Below are 17524 nucleotides of genomic sequence, written 5' to 3'. Positions count from 1 at the left end.
GCATCGTCCATAAAGCGCTGCTGGTATAGCTCCCCCACTTGCGGGTAGTCGTGATACACCTGAAGCAGGTGTTCACCAAGATGAACGTCTGAAGGCGACATCTCTGCCACTTGCCAGTTGGGCAGCGTGCGAATTTTCGCCATGCGCAGCCCATCAAACTCAGTGCGCACCCGTTTGATAGTAAAACGCTGAAGTCCACACACCGTAATACCGAGCAGACCGTCATCCAACTGATCAAAATCGACAATACGAACCAGAGAGCCGGTGTGTGACAGTTGAACGGCGTCTGACTGTTTGGCCCTTTCTAGCAAGCAAATTCCGAACGTACCGTCTCCTTTCATCGCATCAGAGACGAGTCGTTTGTATCTGGGCTCGAATATCCTCAGTTTCATTTTCCCTTCAGGAAGGACAATGGAACTTAAGGGAAATAGCATGATCTCTTGCACTTTGTTTCACCTCTACATCGTTGCCAATGTGTACGCAGCGCTGAAAAAAACCGATCACTAACCAAATCTGTTGATTCATTGACAAGCATAAAATTTCGCATAAACGTTTGCGTAAACGATATCTGTATCAAAAAGTATGCAAAAGTGTGAAAATCCCTCGATAACTGAGTTTTCTATCCATAAGTGTGATCAACCTCACTAACTTTGTGTGTTTTTGCACTCCGTATCACTACCAATTGAGATTTAAATCGCTATTATGCTCACCAACTGAGCACGTCGGAGAACGTGCTACACAATATATGGACGTCATTTTTACACTTAACGAATACATAGAGAGTCCCACTATGCGTAAATCACTTCTAGCTCTTGGTGTTGTAACAGCAATGTCTGCGCCTGCGATGGCAGCTGACTATTCAGACGGCGACATCCACAAGAACGACTACAAATGGATGCAGTTTAACCTTATGGCTGCAGTCGATGAACTTCCTGGCGAATCAACTCACGATTACCTAGAGATGGAATTTGGCGGACGTTCAGGAATCTTCGACCTCTATGGTTACGTTGACGTGTTCAACTTGACTTCAGATCCAGGTAGTGACAAAGCTGAAGCAGAAAAGATCTTTATGAAGTTTGCACCACGCATGTCTCTTGATGCATTAACTGGTAAAGATTTGTCATTTGGTCCAGTGCAAGAGCTATACGTAGCAACTCTAATGGAATGGGGTGGTAATTCTGACGTAAATACTCAGAAAGTTGGCCTTGGCTCAGATGTTGAGCTACCTTGGTTTGGTAAAGTTGGCTTAAACTTCTACGGTACATACGACAGCAACAAAAAAGATTGGAACGGCTACCAAATCTCGACTAACTGGTTCAAACCATTCTACTTCTTCGAAAACGGCTCGTTTATCTCTTACCAAGGCTACATTGACTACCAATTTGGTATGGAAACAGATAAAGGCTACGCGACTGCTAGCAATGGTGGCGCAATGTTCAATGGTATTTACTGGCACTCAGACCAGTTTGCTGTAGGTTATGGCTTAAAAGGCTATAAAGATATCTACGGCATTAAAGATACAGATGGATTTAAGTCAACTGGCTTTGGTCACTACTTCGCAGTTACTTACAAATTCTAAGTTAACAGCTATTTCATAGCTAAATGGCGCCAATCGGCGCCATTTTTATTGGCATTCTCGCGGCCAATCCGTATCCTTGCCTCAAATCCTTAACCCTTTGCTTGATGATGAATATCGTGATTCTCGGTCCTGGTGCGATTGGTACCTTGTGGGCCCATGCGCTCTATCGAGCGGGGCACGCTGTCTCGGTCTATTCACGACATGACGTAGTGAGCCTATCCCTTTGCCTAGATGGTCAATCTCAAACGTTCGCCAACAACCAACCTGACCGCTTAGCCAACGCCGACCTTTTATTGGTCACACTCAAAGCCCCTCAGGTGTGTGAGGCACTGTTGCCACTCCGAAGCCTCCTTCACCCCGATACCATGATCATGCTGATGCACAATGGCATGGGTAACGCAGAGCAAGTACAGACCTGGCTGCCCAACAATCCTATACTGCTGGCGACCACCACACACGGCGCCTTACGCAGCGACGGTGGGTCAATTCAACATACCGGCCAAGGGGAAACCTTTATCGGTGCTGCGAATTTTCGCGGTCAAGCGTGTGGCTTTCTGGCCGAGGTGCTCAATCACGCTTTACCAACAACGGCATGGCACCCAGACATCGAACAGGCGTTGTGGCTGAAACTTGCCATTAACTGCGCCATCAATCCGCTGACGGCTCTAGAACACGTCCGCAATGGCGAGCTGGCCCGAGACGACCTTCAAGCAACCATTGCCGAGATCGTCAGTGAAGTGCATAGCGTCATGCATGCTAAGGGCTACACCATCACTCAAAAAGAACTGTTCGAGAAGATCAATGGCGTGATTGCCAACACTGCTCGTAACTTCTCATCCATGCATCAAGATATTGTGCATAAAAGGCACAGCGAGATAGACTTTATTACTGGATACCTCCTCAAATGGGCGGCGCACTACGGGCTAACCACACCGATGAATCAACGCCTATACCAAGAGATAAAACAGAGAGAACAGAGCTGGAAAGATGACTAAAAAAGTACTGATCCCCATCGCCCCTGGTAGCGAAGAAATGGAAGCGGTCACCATCATCGATATGATGGTACGTGCCGGCTATGATGCCGTGGTGGCCAGCGCCGACTTTGATGGTCATCTGACCATGATTGGCTCACGCGGCATCCCACTCACGGCGCAATGCACACTGGTTGATGTGGCAGACGATGAATTTGACGCCGTCATCCTACCCGGTGGCGTTGGAGGCAGCGAGGTCTTTCGCGACAGCACCGTTTTGGTCGAGATTGTGCGCCAGCAGATGTACGAAGGTAAGTTGGTCGCAGCCATTTGCGCCGCGCCTGCGCTCGTTCTGGTTCATCATGGCTTGTACACCGATGCGCTGATGACCTGTCACCCTAGTTTCTGGCCGATGATTGATGAGCAGAGACGCCGTGTCAAACGCGTCACCTACGACATCAATCACAATCTAATGACCAGTCAGGGACCGGGCACAGCGTTAGAGTTTGCAATGGAAATCATCATTCATCTCTCTGGAAAAGCCCATGCTGCCACAGTTGCCGAGCCGATGGTCACGATTCCGACCCTGCAATATCACAAATTGGGTGAAGCGTAATGAGAGAAACCGCTGAGATCATTGGCCAATTTCCAGCACTCAACCAAGACGTGAATGGGCAGCGTTTGGTCTACCTTGATAGCGCGGCGACGACACAAAAGCCGCAGTGCGTCATCGATACATTAAGCCGTTACTACAGTCAACAAAACGCCAATGTCCATCGTGGTAGTCACCGTTTAACGGCTCAAGCGACCAGTGAATTTGAAGCAGCCAGAGCTCACATCGCTGAGTTTATTGGCGCGCAGAGTCCGGCGTCCATTATCTGGACACGTGGCGCAACCGAAGCGGTCAACCTAATCGCTCAAACCTATGCGCGCAGCACTTTGTCTCCGGGCGATGAGATCTTAGTCAGCGAGCTGGAGCATCACGCTAATATCGTGCCATGGCAAATTGTCGCTGAGCAAACGGGCGCGAAAGTGGTGAAAGTGCCGATGACGCCGCAGTGTCAATTTGATCTTGCAGCCTTTGAATCACTCCTTTCAACGCGCTGCAAAATTGTCGCGTTAGCGCACGTCACCAACGTAACGGGCACGCGTCAACCGGTTGAAACCGTGATTGAGAAAGCCCATCAAGTGGGCGCGATCGTGGTGGTCGATGGCGCGCAAGGTATTGTGCATGAGCCGGTTGATGTCGAGCGCCTAGGCGCTGACTTTTATCTCTTTTCCGGCCACAAGCTGTTTGCGCCCGCAGGGATTGGGGTACTGTATGGCAAACTCGATCTTCTCAACGCTATGCCCCCTTGGCATGGCGGCGGAAAAATGGTCGAAAAAGTCTCCTTCTCTGGGACGACGTTCAGCGAGCTACCGGGGAAATTCGAAGCCGGCACCCCCAATGTCGCTGGCGCGCTGGCGCTCAGTCGCGCAGTGGCCTGGCTTGAAACGTTCAATCTCTCCGACGTTGAAAAACATGTACGCGCCCTCGCCCGTCAAACCAATGAAAGGCTCTCAGCGCTACCTGATGTTAAAGTGCTGGGTTATCAAGACAACGCCTCGGTGGTCTCTTTTATTGTTGAGGGTGTGCATCATCAAGACGTCGCGACCTTACTGGATCAACAGGCGATTGCGGTGCGCGCCGGAAACCACTGCGCACATCCTTTGATGGACGCTTTGAACGTCTCAGGTACGATTCGAGCCTCCTTTGCCCTCTATAACCAGCAGGATGATGTTGATCGATTGATTGAAGCCGTAGAAAAAGCACTGGATATGCTTTAGAGCGGCGCGATGCACCGACAAAAAAGCGCCTTGCTGAATGTTCGGCAAGGCGCTTTTTAATTCGTTCAGTGCTCAATCGCGCTGACAGTTACAACTCATCAAACGCTTCAATCGCTTCAGACAGCTTTTTCACACCATGGATTTGCATGCCTGCAATCCCGCCTTTAGGCATGTTCGCAGCCGGCACGATCGCTTTTTTAAAGCCGTGCTTAAACGCTTCGTTCAAGCGCTCTTGACCACTGGGCACCGGGCGAATCTCCCCCGCTAACCCGACTTCTCCAAACACCACAACATCTTTAGGCAGTGGGCGATCTCTAAAGCTGGATAGCAGCGCCATGACCAAGGCGAGATCGGCACTGGTTTCGGTGACTTTGACACCGCCGACCACATTAACAAACACATCTTGGTCAGCCATCTGCAGTCCCCCGTGCTTATGCAGCACAGCAAGTAGCAGCGACAAGCGGTTCTGCTCAAGACCCACCGCAACACGACGTGGATTGGCCAACTGGGAGTAATCCACCAGCGCTTGTATCTCAACCAACAAGGGTCGTGTGCCTTCCCAGACGACCATGACGGAACTGCCTGAGGTTTCTTCTTCACCGCGCGACAAAAAGATGGCTGAAGGGTTACTGACTTCTTTTAGCCCTTGCCCTGTCATGGCAAACACCCCCAATTCATTGACGGCGCCAAAGCGGTTCTTGTGACTGCGCAGCGTTCTAAAACGGCTGTCGGTGCCGCCATCGAGCAACACAGAACAGTCGATAATGTGCTCAAGCACTTTAGGGCCTGCGAGTGTGCCATCTTTGGTAACGTGGCCGACAATAAACACCGAGACGTTGTTTTGCTTAGCATAACGGGTCAGCGCGGTGGCAGACTCCCTCACCTGAGCGACGCTGCCCGGTGACGACTGCACATCCGAAACGTGCATGACCTGAATCGAGTCAATCACCATGATTTTGGGCTGTTCTTGCTCCGCGATCTGGCAGATGCGATCGACGTTTGTCTCCGAAAGCATTTTGAGGTTGTCTTTAGGTAGCCCCAAGCGCGACGCGCGCATTGCGACTTGCTGCAAGGACTCTTCCCCTGTGACATAGAGAGTTGGCATTTGCGATGCTAAGTAACACATGGTTTGCAGCAGCAATGTCGACTTACCTGCGCCAGGATTGCCGCCGATCAAGATCGCGGCACCTGGGACGACACCACCGCCCAACACTCGGTCTAGCTCTTTGAAACCGCTGGTAAAACGGGGCACTTCTTGTAGATCAATCTCAGACAATGTCTGTACTTTGGTTTCAGCGGCGTTGCCCGCGTATCCGCTCAAGCGCTCGTTACGCGCCGCGGCTGGCGAGGCGGCTAAACGCACCTCACTGATGGTATTCCAAGCGCCACAAGCATTGCATTGCCCTTGCCATCTTGGGAAATCTGCGCCGCAGTCGTTGCACACGTAGGCTCTTTTTGCCTTTGCCATGGTTCCTCACCTGCTATTGTGTGACCTTATCAATTCGAATCTGGGTCACTTTATCTTGATTCGATGTAACATATCATTAAAGATCGTGTTATCAAGGTCGATAGAGAATAATTAGGTAGATCTAACCATAAAATATGCAGCAACAGGAAATCCTTTCAATCGCTGAGCGGCTCATTGCCGCTTACCACTCACAAGACTTTGAGTACCTTCTTGCCCAAATGACAGAAGGAGAGCCTCCGTCGGTCAAAATATTGGTCAAAATGGAGCTCAATAGAGTGATGGCACCGTGCACCAAACCAGTGGATTTGAGAGGGCGGGTCAAAGGTGAGTGTCGAGAATACAAGCTTGATGGACTGCGCCACTGGTTAGATGATGTCGCCTTCAACGCTTATCACAAAAATGTGCGTAAGTTTGGCGGCTATACCGAAGGCGTGTGGGAAGCGCTGTCCAACACACACAACAACTTTCGTGTTATGCAAAAGCGCGGCAAGCCCATCGGCACGGAAGTGCAAGCCAAAAGCAGTGCACTGGAAGTCGAGCCGATTAACTTAGGCTATGACCTGAAGCGCAAAGAGAATCGTCTGCGTCTTTCCTCCCAAATCGAGCTCAATCTCGCCAAAGGACAACTGGTTCACGGCGTCACCGTTGACCTCTCTCCTTCAGGGGCCAAGTTTAAAGTCCCGTCTGCGTTTGACTATAAGCTGGGTGAAATTGTCGAGGTACGCTTTGTAGAACTCGCCCAGAGCTCGGAAGTAGAGGCCATTCACTCTGCGTTTAGCTATCGGATTGTTGGTATCGACGAGTCTTACGAAAACGATGCAGTGAAGTTTCTGCGTACCATCATGCTCGACGAAACCCAAGCCATCGAAGCGATCATCGCAGAATGCCTCAATAACGACAGTAAAAAAGCCCGTCACGATAATCAAGATAAGATCATCCGCGCTCGCTCTCGAGGTTACGAGCACACTTATCTCAAACACACCTGCAATCTGCCGGTCTTTTTCAGTGGTGACGAGCTCAAACTGGTGTTGATGACGGAGAACAATCAGCCGATTTGGCAGTACTGGCACGACGAACGTAATCAACAGGCGCTCACCAGTTTGTTTAATAAACAGCGCATGAAACAGCTGACCACTCCGGGTATGCGCGGCAGCAGTAACGTACTTTACTCCTTCACCCATGACCATCAGGGCAAGCAGCTGTTTTTCTCGATGATGATGCCGGAAGCGACGCGCGAACAGCGACAGTTGTTTTGGCATGTGGGCGCGAAAAAAGAGAGTTGGCGAGCGTTTCGCCTCTCTGTGTTTGAGCTGGATGATGAAGAGAAAAGTGAACTGTCTACACACTCGACCGAGCTTGGTCTTGAGCCCAACACCTTGACGCACTGCGGCATTTTACAAGAGATATCAGACAGCAGCAGTCGCAATGACTACTTGCTGACGGATAAGCCGCGTCTTGCCAGCAGCGAGCTCAACCCGTTTCGCCACACTCGCAACCCTGAATCAAACCCCGCTTGCCTCTATTTTGATGCCAAATCCCGTCGCAAAGAGCCGAGGTATCAGTTTCAATCGCCTTTGCAACTGAAAACCGCCGATGGCCAGCGTCACGCTGGGGTTACGTTAGATATCTCCAAGCATGGCGCGAGCATTGCACTCACCTCACCTTGCGGGTTAAAAGCGGGCGATCTGTGTCATGTCGACTTTAGTGAGTTAAAGCTTTACGATAAAAAACTCCCGCTTGATGAAGTGCCGTATACGGTGATACGCATCAGCCCTGGCGGCAAGAGGATGCAACTGGCGATCATCGAAGAGCGCCAGACGATGAAGACTATTGCCTTCTTTGGCTCGCTGATTGATCACAACCAAAATAAATTAGTCGCCAAACAAGAGCTACTGCCCAGTAATGCCCTGCTTGAAGGGTTGCACGATATTTTGTTGGATAAAATGGTCAGCTCACCGCTGTTTTTTGAAAAACGCGGCCCGAATCTGCGCCCACGTGTTATCGGGGTCAACTATCCTTTGCCTCCTTACCTTGGACTCCTGGCTAAGCTTGGTGAAGAGAAGAACTTTTCTCTCGAACCTATCTACAAAGGTCGCACCAATACCCTTATCGCCCAACCGATGCGCCGAATCGAAGGTGCTGAACCTCAATATCATGAGATCTACTTGAGTGCGGCAAAGTTTGGTACGCGCATTCAGTCAATCGAATCGAAGTTGGTCAGCGAATTTGAAACACTGAAAGATCGTATTCGCTTCGTCAAACAAGCGATGTCAATTGGCGAATTTTACGCCCTGAGAATTTGCGCTGCGCCCGTGTTTGATCCTATGACCGCACTGGTACGCACTGACTTAGCCGAGCTTGCTAACATCAGCCTCCACAAGGCAAAAAGCTTAGAGAAAGAGATCGGTACCATCGTCGGTTACGGTGAGCTAAGCGACATCACAGAAGAAGTCCTGATCCGCCTTGAGCTCACGCGCTAATCCGCTCTTTCGCTTGATCCCATCACCCATCACCCATCACCCATCACCCATCACCCAACATAAAAAAGCCCACTCGAAGGAGTGGGCAATGAGGTTGTCAATTCGGCTCTTATCACTGAGCCTATTGTCGAATCAAACGATTAGGCGTTTTCAGCGATTTTTGCGTGCAGCTCTTGTACAGAAGTGACCGATGCACATGCATCCGCGGTGTGAGACATGCACGTTGCAAACGCTGCGTTTAGCGTTGTGGTGTAGTTCACTTTCTCTGCCAATGCGCCACGACGAAGTACTTTTGAGTCTTCAATCGCTTGGCGACCTGCCGCCGTGTTAACGATGTAGGTGTACTCATTGTTCTTGATACGGTCAAGAATGTGAGGACGACCTTCGTGCACCTTGTTCACCAAGCGAGGGTTGATACCCGCTTCACCAAGAATCACTGCAGTGCCGTGCGTCGCATCCAACTGGTAACCGAGTTTTACTAGCTTAGACGCTAGGTCAACCACGCGTTGCTTATCGCCTTCACGAACAGAAAGAAGCGCTCGGCCACCTTCTGGGTAGACGTTACCACAACCCAATTCTGCTTTCGCATACGCTTCAGCGAATGTCGCACCCACGCCCATGACTTCGCCAGTAGAGCGCATTTCAGGGCCAAGCAGTGGGTCGACGCCAGGGAACTTGTTGAATGGCAACACCACTTCTTTCACTGAGTAGTATGGTGGGATGATCTCTTTGGTAAAGCCTTGAGACTCTAGAGATTGTCCAGCCATCACACGTGCCGCGATTTTCGCCAGTGGAGCACCCGTCGCTTTTGACACGAATGGTACGGTACGCGCAGCGCGAGGGTTAACTTCGATGAGGTACACTTCGTTGTCTTTCACAGCGAACTGCGTATTCATCAAGCCGCGAACACCCAACTCGAACGCCAACTTCTCAACTTGCTCACGCATCACATCTTGAATCTCTTGACTCAAGGTGTAAGCCGGTAGAGAACACGCAGAGTCGCCTGAGTGAACACCCGCTTGCTCGATGTGCTCCATGATACCGCCGATCACAACGCGCTCACCGTCACAGATGGCATCCACGTCGACTTCCGTTGCGTCATCAAGGAAGCGGTCAAGTAGGACTGGAGATTCGTTCGATACGCTGACTGCTTCGTTGAAGTAACGACGCAAGTCTTGCTCATCGTAGACGATTTCCATCGCGCGGCCACCCAGTACGTAAGATGGGCGAACGACCAATGGGAAACCGATGTCTTTCGACTTCTCGATCGCTTGTTCCATTGTGGTGACTGTCGCGTTTTCTGGCTGTTTTAGACCTAGACGCTCAACCGCTGCTTGGAAACGCTCACGGTCTTCTGCACGGTCAATCGCATCTGGGCTGGTACCGATAATTGGCACACCTGCCGCTTCTAGCGCTCGTGCGAGTTTCAGTGGCGTTTGACCACCGTATTGAACGATCACACCTTTTGGCTTCTCAACACGAACGATAGACAGAACATCTTCCAACGTCACAGGTTCGAAGTAGAGACGGTCAGAGGTATCGTAATCGGTGGATACTGTCTCAGGGTTACAGTTAACCATGATGGTCTCGTAACCATCTTCGCGAAGGGCAAGAGAGGCGTGTACACAGCAGTAATCAAACTCGATACCTTGGCCGATACGGTTTGGACCGCCACCCAGCACCATGATCTTGTCTTTGTCAGTCGGGTTCGCTTCACACTCTTCATCGTAAGAGGAGTACATGTACGCTGTGTCAGAGGAGAACTCCGCCGCACAGGTATCTACGCGCTTGTAAACAGGGTGAATATCGAACTGATCGCGCAGACGACGAATTTCGCTTTCAGACACACCAAGCAGTGCTGACAAACGCGCATCTGAGAAGCCTTTACGCTTCATCACACGCAACACGTCTTCGGTTAAGCCAGCAAAACCGCCTGCTTTAACTTGGTTTTCTAGATTAACGAGTTCTTCAATCTGAACTAGGAACCAACGATCGATGTTGGTGAGATTGAATACGCCTTCTACCGACATGCCTGCACGGAATGCATCAGCGATGTACCAAATACGCTCAGCGCCCGCTTCTTTGAGTTCGTGACGAATGGTGGTGAGTGCGTCAGGCGCATCAAGATCAACCATTTCGTCAAAGCCATTCACGCCAACTTCAAGGCCACGAAGTGCTTTTTGCAGCGACTCTTGTTGGTTGCGGCCAATCGCCATCACCTCGCCCACAGACTTCATCTGAGTCGTCAGACGGTCGTTCGAACCGGCAAACTTCTCGAAGTTAAAACGAGGAATCTTAGTCACGACGTAATCGATGGTAGGTTCGAATGATGCTGGCGTTGCACCGCCCGTGATGTCGTTTTGTAGCTCGTCAAGGGTAAAGCCAACCGCCAGTTTCGCGGCAATCTTAGCGATTGGGAAACCTGTTGCTTTAGACGCAAGCGCAGACGAGCGCGATACACGTGGGTTCATCTCGATGATAACCATACGGCCATCTTTCGGGTTGATACCAAACTGTACGTTTGAACCACCTGTCTCAACGCCAATTTCGCGCAGTACCGCTAGAGAGGCATTACGCATCAACTGGTACTCTTTATCAGTCAAAGTCTGTGCGGGTGCGACAGTGATGGAGTCACCGGTGTGGATGCCCATTGGGTCGAAGTTCTCGATAGCACATACGATGATACAGTTGTCCGCTTTGTCGCGAACCACTTCCATCTCGTACTCTTTCCAACCGATCAGTGACTCATCGATGAGAAGTTCGTTAGTTGGCGACAGGTCTAGGCCACGACGACAAATCTCTTCGAACTCTTCTTTGTTATAAGCGATACCACCACCCGTACCACCCATAGTGAATGACGGACGGATGATACAAGGGAAGCCCACCATATCGAGCACTTTGTACGCTTCTTCCATGGTTTTCGCCGTGTCCGCGCGAGGACACTCAAGGCCAATAGACTTCATCGCTTTATCGAAACGTGAACGGTCTTCCGCTTTGTCGATAGCATCAGCGGTTGCGCCGATCATTTCTACGCCGAACTCAGCAAGCACGCCGTGTTTTTCAAGGTCTAGTGCACAGTTCAGCGCTGTTTGACCACCCATTGTTGGTAGTACGGCATCCGGGCGTTCTTTCTCGATGATCTTGCGAACCACTTCCCATTGGATTGGCTCGATGTAAGTCGCATCGGCCATGTCTGGGTCAGTCATGATGGTCGCAGGGTTAGAGTTAACAAGGATGACTCGGTAACCCTCTTCACGCAGTGCTTTACACGCTTGTGCACCAGAGTAGTCAAACTCACATGCTTGACCGATAACAATCGGGCCTGCACCTAGAATTAGAATACTTTTTAAGTCAGTACGTTTTGGCATTCTCTACTACTCCGAATTAAGCGATGTTTTGCGTGTCTGAAATAGACTGTTTGATCAGTTCGATAAAATGGTCAAAGAGCGGCGCCGCGTCGTGTGGACCTGGGCTTGCTTCTGGGTGACCTTGGAAGCTAAATGCTGGCTTGTCAGTACGGTGGATACCTTGTAGAGAGCCATCAAATAGTGACACGTGAGTAGCACGTAGGTTCTCAGGGAGTGTCGCTTCATCTGCCGCGAAACCGTGGTTCTGAGACGTGATCATCACAACGTTACGGTCTAAGTCTTTCACCGGGTGGTTAGCACCGTGGTGACCAAACTTCATCTTCACTGTCTTCGCACCAGAGGCAAGAGCAAGAATTTGGTGACCAAGACAAATGCCAAAGATAGGTAGGCCTTTTTCTAGGAAAACCTTGGTCGCTTCAATCGCGTAAGTACACGGTTCTGGGTCACCAGGGCCATTAGATAGGAATAAGCCATCTGGGTTGAGTGCCAATACCTCTTCTGCACTGGTCTCTGCAGGCACGACCGTTAGACGGCAGCCACGATCAACCAACATACGTAGGATGTTACGCTTAGCGCCGAAGTCGTACGCGACAACGTGGTAAGGCAGCTCGCTCTCTGCTTTCGCTTCTGGCAATCCACTTTCTAGCGTCCAAGAACCTTGATTCCATACGTACGCTTCTTTGGTTGACACCACTTTGGCCAAGTCCATACCTTTTAGGCCAGGAAACTCTTTTGCTTTCGCTAGCGCTAATGCCTGATCGAGATTGTCACCCGCGATGATACAACCGTTCTGAGCGCCCTTCTCACGCAAAATACGCGTCAGTTTACGAGTATCAATATCCGCAATGCCGACAATGTTTTGCGACTTTAGGTAATCAGAAAGCGTTTGTTCACTACGGAAGTTTGATGCGATAAGAGGAAGATCGCGAATCACAAGGCCTTGTGCATGAATTGAAGAAGATTCTTCATCTTCGGTATTGGTACCGGTGTTACCAATATGTGGGTAAGTAAGGGTGACGATCTGCTGGGAATAGGAAGGATCAGTGAGGATTTCTTGGTACCCCGTCATCGAGGTATTAAAAACAACTTCACCAACGGACGACCCATCTGCTCCAATGGAAACTCCGCGGAACACTGTCCCATCTTCTAGGACTAACAGTGCTGATTTACTCAAGACAACCTCCAGAATAAAAATGCAAAAATAATAAATTTAACTGCAAATTTGCCTTCCTGTGCGCAATAAAAAAGCGGTTTTAGGTATTTCAGACAAATTGGCGGTATTCTAATGAGGCCTGTGACATGTGTCAACACACACGTAAAAAAACACCGAAACTTTAGGGCTCTTTAGACAAAAAACAGCCCAAAAGGCCTAAAAGAACAACTTTTGTAAATGAGTAATCGATTTCAATTCAAAAAACTCAAAATCTCTCTTTGTGTCACCTGTATCAGATCACACTTTTTTTCTTCGCTCTTACGCAAACGTTCAACATCGGAAGCAAATACAAACTTTAAAGACATTAAAGACAAAACCAACACCAAGTCACGAAAATAAACAATAAAACTTAAAGAAAAAAGAGCATAGCCTGAAGTTAACTCATTCTCTTTCAACGCACATATATAAAAAACGCCGGGCAAGCCCAGCGCATAATTATTTATTTACAGTTCATTGAGTCCTAGGACATCCGTCATGGTATAAAAACCAGGGGATTTTTGGCTAAGCCAGACGGCAGCTTTGACCGCACCATTGGCAAAGGTCATTCTGTCCGTCGCTTTATGAGTGATCTCTACACGCTCACCAATATCAGCAAACATCGCCGTGTGTTCGCCGACAATATCGCCTGCGCGAATGGTGGCAAAACCGATCTCATCTTTGGTTCGCTCGCCGGTAATACCTTCACGAGCATACACAGCAACATCGCTGAGCTGGTTACCCATAGCGCCAGCAATGGCTTCTCCCATACCAATTGCGGTACCGGAAGGCGCATCCACTTTATGACGGTGGTGCGCTTCAACGATTTCAATGTCGCAGTAATCGCCCATCACTTTGGCTGCCTTTTCAAGCAGTTTGAACACAAGGTTAACCCCAACAGAGTAGTTAGGCGCCATCACGACAGGAACGCTCTGAGCAATCTCATCAATAGTCGCTCTCTCTTGCTCACTAAAACCAGTGGTGCCAATCACAATGCTTTTGCCATGCTGACGGCAAAGTTCTAAATTCGCTAGCGTGCTCGCCGGTGCCGTAAAATCGATAATGACATCAAAGTTGTCGATCTCTTTGGCAAGATCATCCGTCAGCACGACATCAAATTTGCCCTCTCCGCACAGTTCGCCGACATCGACACCCACCAAAGAAGATTCCGGACGCTCGGATCCTGCACCAACACGGGCGTCTTGATTTAAAAATGTCGCTCTGACTAAGTTACGACCCATTCGACCGGCCGCACCCGCAACTGCAATTCTGACCATTGCAAAAAACTCCTTGGTTCTTGTTCCATTTGTGCCAATAAACTATCAACAATCTCGGCTTGAAACCAGTATTAAAACTCTTGAATGACACGCTTTAGAATCGGCACATTTGCTTCCGGAAAGGTGTAGTGACTCAAATCTGCAATTGCCACCCAGGCACCTTGCTGTCCTTCTTTGCCGTACGGCTCACCAGAAAACTCATGCACACAGATAAAATCAAACTTGAGCGATTTATCCGGATAGTCATACTCAAGATGTTCAAACGGGGTTTGATGTAACACGACAATCCCCACTTCTTCTTCCAGCTCGCGCGCCATCGCTTGCTCTATACTTTCCCCCGCTTCGACTTTACCGCCGGGAAACTCCCAAAAGCCGCCCTTATGTTTGTCATCCGGACGCTTGGTGATAAAAATCTTCGATTTGTCTTGGTTGAAGATGATCGCCGCTACGATATGAATACGTTTCATTGACTGGTTCCTATTTGCTTGTTGCTACCCATCAGGCGGATACAAAAAGAGCCGCCAAAGCGACTCTTTTCCTATAGATCTCACGTTAATCGCTTACGCAATTTTACCGTGACACTGTTTGTATTTTTTACCACTGCCACATGGGCAAGGTTCATTTCGCCCCACTTTACGCTCTTCGCGCACCATTGGCTGATGAGCATCATCACTCGCGTCGTCATCACTCAATGGGTTATCGGCGCTCGCGTGTTGCGCTTGTGCCAAACGAGCCGCTTCTTCTGCTTGAGCTCGACGCTGAGCTTCCATACGTTCCACTTCTTCTTGCTGCTGAACGCGAACTTTAGACAAGACAGTGATCACGTCAGATTTCAGTGCTTCAAGAAGACCTTCAAAGAGCTCGAAAGATTCACGTTTGTACTCTTGTTTCGGGTTCTTCTGCGCATAGCCACGTAAATGAATACCCTGACGCAAATGGTCCATTGCAGCCAAATGCTCTTTCCACAAGGTATCGAGCGTTTGCAACATCACTGACTTTTCAAAGTTGCGCAGCACTTGCTCACCCACCACGGCTTCTTTCTCTTTGTAAACAGAGATAGAGGTGGCAATGATTTTCTCGCGCAGCGCTTCTTCATACAGTTTGTCGTCTTCTTCAAGCCACTGCTTGACCGGCGCATCAAGGTCGAAGTCATTTTTCAGACGTGCTTGAAGCCCGTCCACATCCCACATATCTTCTAGCGATTGCGGTGGGATGTACTCATCGATAACAGCATTAAGCACGTCGTCACGGTTTTGCTCAATCATGTCACTGATGTCGTCAGCGCTCATCAGCTCATCGCGCAACTCATACACCACTTTACGTTGGTCATTCGCAACGTCATCGTATTCCAGCAATTGCTTACGAATATCGAAGTTACGTCCTTCCACTTTACGTTGCGCTTTTTCAATCGAACGTGAGAGCATTTTCGATTCGATTGCTTCACCCTCTTCCATACCACTTTGGATAAGGCTAGCCATACGATCCGAGGTAAAGATACGCAGCAGTGAGTCTTCCATCGATAGGTAGAAACGAGACGAACCTGCATCCCCTTGACGACCAGAACGACCACGAAGCTGGTTATCAATACGACGTGATTCATGACGCTCAGTACCGATAATGTGTAAGCCACCAGCTTCCAGCACTTGATCGTGAACGACTTTCCATTCCGCTTTAATCGCGTCAATTTGCTCTTGAGTTGGGTTGTCCAGTGTCTCCACTTTTGACTGCCAACTGCCGCCGAGGACGATATCCGTACCACGACCCGCCATGTTGGTTGCGATGGTGACTGCACCCGGTTTGCCCGCTTCCGCGACGATCTCTGCTTCTTTCTCGTGGAATTTTGCGTTAAGCACGTTGTGCTTGATTTTCGCTTTCTTCAGCGCATTAGAAAGTAGCTCTGATTTTTCAATCGATACGGTACCCACCAGCGTTGGCTGACCTTTTTCAACGCGCTGTTTGATGTCTTCGATAATCGCAGCGAATTTCTCCGCCTCGGTGCGATAAACCATGTCTGGCATATCATCACGAATCATTGGCTTGTTGGTTGGGATAACCACGGTTTCAAGACCATAGATCGATTGGAATTCAAACGCTTCTGTATCTGCGGTACCCGTCATACCAGACAGTTTCTCGTAGAGACGGAAGTAGTTCTGGAAGGTAATCGACGCCAGCGTTTGGTTCTCGTTTTGGATCTTAACGCCTTCTTTCGCTTCCACCGCTTGATGTAGACCTTCAGACCAACGGCGACCAGGCATAGTACGACCCGTATGTTCATCAACGATCACCACTTCACCCTCTTCAGTGACGATGTAGTCAACGTTCTTCTCAAACAATACGTGCGCACGCAAGGCAGCATTAACATGGTGCAGTAGACTGATGTTCGTCGGTGAGTACAAGGTGTCACCTTCGACCATCAAGCCGTTTTTAATCATTAACTCTTCAACAAACTCTTGACCGGTTTCAGTCAAATACACTTGCTTGGATTTCTCATCCACCGTGTAGTGACCATCACCACGGTACTCTTCGGAATCTTCTTTATCTTGCTTCTGGAGTTGTGGGATGAGCGTGTTGATGCGAGTGTACAGCTCAGAGCTATCTTCAGCAGGGCCAGAAATGATCAGCGGCGTTCTCGCCTCATCAATCAAGATGGAGTCAACTTCATCGACCACAGCGAAAAAGCGCGCGCGTTGAACGCGGTCTTCGGCGCGAAACGCCATATTGTCACGTAGGTAGTCAAAACCGAATTCGTTGTTGGTACCGTAAAGAATATCTGCTTTGTAGGCTTCTTTTTTCTCTTGAGGTGGCATGTTCGGCACGTTAACGCCTACCGTCATACCGAGGAATTCAAACAGCGGTCGGTTGGTTTCTGCGTCTCGCTTAGCGAGGTAGTCGTTGACGGTCACGACATGAACCCCTTTGCCTGGCAGCGCGTTCAGGTATGCAGGGAGTGTCGCGGTGAGTGTTTTACCTTCACCAGTACGCATTTCAGCGATTTGTCCGTTATTCAGAACCATGCCGCCGATAAGCTGAACATCAAAGTGGCGCATGCCATACAAACGTTTTGATGCTTCACGAACCGTCGCGAAAGCTTCAGGCAACAGACTGTCTAGTGTCTCACCTTGATCTAAACGCTGACGAAATTCGACGGTCTTTTGTTTTAGCTCTTCATCAGATAGAGCCTCAAACGTCGGCTCAAAATTGTTGATCTCTTTTACTATTTTTCTCAGACGTCGCAGGGTTCTGTCGTTGCGACTGCCAATTACCTTTGTCAGTAGCTTAGTTATCATTTGCTATGAATCTCTCTTAACTCAGATCGGGCCCGATCATCTTATAATGCCTTCAGTCTCTACCAGTTTTAAACTAAG

At 49.5% G+C, this 17524-nt stretch carries 12 protein-coding genes; 5 read left to right on the top strand and 7 right to left on the bottom strand.

The genetic code is table 11. The annotated features are described in order from the left end of the window. The coding region (locus tag AC6R1A_RS04020) for an LON peptidase substrate-binding domain-containing protein (protein WP_500646145.1) at positions 1-434 on the bottom strand (434 nt) is incomplete at its 3' end. 356 nt (positions 435-790) lie between these two features. Here AC6R1A_RS04020 and AC6R1A_RS04015 point away from each other — a divergent pair. From AC6R1A_RS04015 to csdA, 4 genes are all read left to right on the top strand, one after another. Beyond that, a complete protein-coding gene (locus AC6R1A_RS04015; protein WP_500633937.1) occupies positions 791-1579 on the top strand; it encodes a nucleoside-specific channel-forming Tsx family protein in 789 nt (262 codons plus the stop codon). 107 nt (positions 1580-1686) lie between these two features. Beyond that, a complete protein-coding gene (gene panE, locus AC6R1A_RS04010; RefSeq protein WP_500633955.1) occupies positions 1687-2574 on the top strand; it encodes a 2-dehydropantoate 2-reductase in 888 nt (295 codons plus the stop codon). Beyond that, positions 2567-3166 (top strand): DJ-1 family glyoxalase III, encoded by a 600-nt coding sequence (locus AC6R1A_RS04005; protein ID WP_500633938.1) that lies wholly within the window; start codon positions 2567-2569, stop codon positions 3164-3166. The genes panE and AC6R1A_RS04005 overlap by 8 nt, the downstream gene beginning before the upstream one ends. Further along, positions 3166-4377, top strand: coding sequence for a cysteine desulfurase CsdA (gene csdA / locus AC6R1A_RS04000; protein ID WP_500633939.1), 1212 nt, complete (start codon positions 3166-3168; stop codon positions 4375-4377). The genes AC6R1A_RS04005 and csdA overlap by 1 nt, the downstream gene beginning before the upstream one ends. An 88-nt stretch (positions 4378-4465) precedes the next feature. Here csdA and radA read toward each other — a convergent pair whose 3' ends face one another. Next, positions 4466-5845: a DNA repair protein RadA gene (radA, locus tag AC6R1A_RS03995; RefSeq protein ID WP_500626524.1), complete on the bottom strand. Its 1380-nt coding sequence runs from the start codon at positions 5843-5845 to the stop codon at positions 4466-4468. Positions 5846-5979: 134 nt separating this feature from the next. Here radA and AC6R1A_RS03990 point away from each other — a divergent pair, with 134 nt between their 5' ends. Beyond that, positions 5980-8325: a PilZ domain-containing protein gene (locus tag AC6R1A_RS03990; protein ID WP_500633940.1), complete on the top strand. Its 2346-nt coding sequence runs from the start codon at positions 5980-5982 to the stop codon at positions 8323-8325. A gap of 140 nt (positions 8326-8465) precedes the next feature. Here AC6R1A_RS03990 and carB read toward each other — a convergent pair whose 3' ends face one another. From carB to secA, 5 genes are all read right to left on the bottom strand, one after another. Continuing rightward, the gene (gene carB, locus AC6R1A_RS03985; protein ID WP_500631756.1) at positions 8466-11693 is read right to left on the bottom strand and encodes a carbamoyl-phosphate synthase large subunit; all 3228 of its coding nucleotides are present in this window, start codon (positions 11691-11693) and stop codon (positions 8466-8468) included. A 16-nt stretch (positions 11694-11709) separates the two neighbouring features. Further along, positions 11710-12867 (bottom strand): glutamine-hydrolyzing carbamoyl-phosphate synthase small subunit, encoded by a 1158-nt coding sequence (gene carA, locus AC6R1A_RS03980; protein WP_500633941.1) that lies wholly within the window; start codon positions 12865-12867, stop codon positions 11710-11712. 482 nt (positions 12868-13349) lie between these two features. After that, the gene (dapB, locus tag AC6R1A_RS03975) at positions 13350-14159 is read right to left on the bottom strand and encodes a 4-hydroxy-tetrahydrodipicolinate reductase (protein ID WP_334554362.1); all 810 of its coding nucleotides are present in this window, start codon (positions 14157-14159) and stop codon (positions 13350-13352) included. Between the two features lie 71 nt (positions 14160-14230). Continuing rightward, the gene (gene mutT, locus AC6R1A_RS03970; protein ID WP_500631758.1) at positions 14231-14626 is read right to left on the bottom strand and encodes an 8-oxo-dGTP diphosphatase MutT; all 396 of its coding nucleotides are present in this window, start codon (positions 14624-14626) and stop codon (positions 14231-14233) included. Positions 14627-14719: 93 nt separating this feature from the next. Continuing rightward, a complete protein-coding gene (gene secA, locus AC6R1A_RS03965; protein WP_500631759.1) occupies positions 14720-17446 on the bottom strand; it encodes a preprotein translocase subunit SecA in 2727 nt (908 codons plus the stop codon). Between the last annotated feature and the right edge of the window lie 78 nt (positions 17447-17524).

This window comes from Vibrio sp. R10-SG3-ISO3, assembly GCF_059834225.1.
Note: the sequence above shows the minus strand (reverse complement) of the source record. Positions and strands in the feature narration are given on the sequence as shown.

Excerpts from the sequence above, each read along its gene's own strand:
- carB (WP_500631756.1), bottom strand. The coding sequence starts at position 11,693 with ATGCCAAAACGTACTGACTTAAAAAGTATTCTAATTCTAGGTGCAGGC.
- radA (WP_500626524.1), bottom strand. The coding sequence starts at position 5,845 with ATGGCAAAGGCAAAAAGAGCCTACGTGTGCAACGACTGCGGCGCAGAT.
- mutT (WP_500631758.1), bottom strand. The coding sequence starts at position 14,626 with ATGAAACGTATTCATATCGTAGCGGCGATCATCTTCAACCAAGACAAA.
- AC6R1A_RS04005 (WP_500633938.1), top strand. The coding sequence starts at position 2,567 with ATGACTAAAAAAGTACTGATCCCCATCGCCCCTGGTAGCGAAGAAATG.
- csdA (WP_500633939.1), top strand. The coding sequence starts at position 3,166 with ATGAGAGAAACCGCTGAGATCATTGGCCAATTTCCAGCACTCAACCAA.
- AC6R1A_RS04015 (WP_500633937.1), top strand. The coding sequence starts at position 791 with ATGCGTAAATCACTTCTAGCTCTTGGTGTTGTAACAGCAATGTCTGCG.
- AC6R1A_RS03990 (WP_500633940.1), top strand. The coding sequence starts at position 5,980 with ATGCAGCAACAGGAAATCCTTTCAATCGCTGAGCGGCTCATTGCCGCT.
- secA (WP_500631759.1), bottom strand. The coding sequence starts at position 17,446 with ATGATAACTAAGCTACTGACAAAGGTAATTGGCAGTCGCAACGACAGA.
- panE (WP_500633955.1), top strand. The coding sequence starts at position 1,687 with ATGAATATCGTGATTCTCGGTCCTGGTGCGATTGGTACCTTGTGGGCC.
- dapB (WP_334554362.1), bottom strand. The coding sequence starts at position 14,159 with ATGGTCAGAATTGCAGTTGCGGGTGCGGCCGGTCGAATGGGTCGTAAC.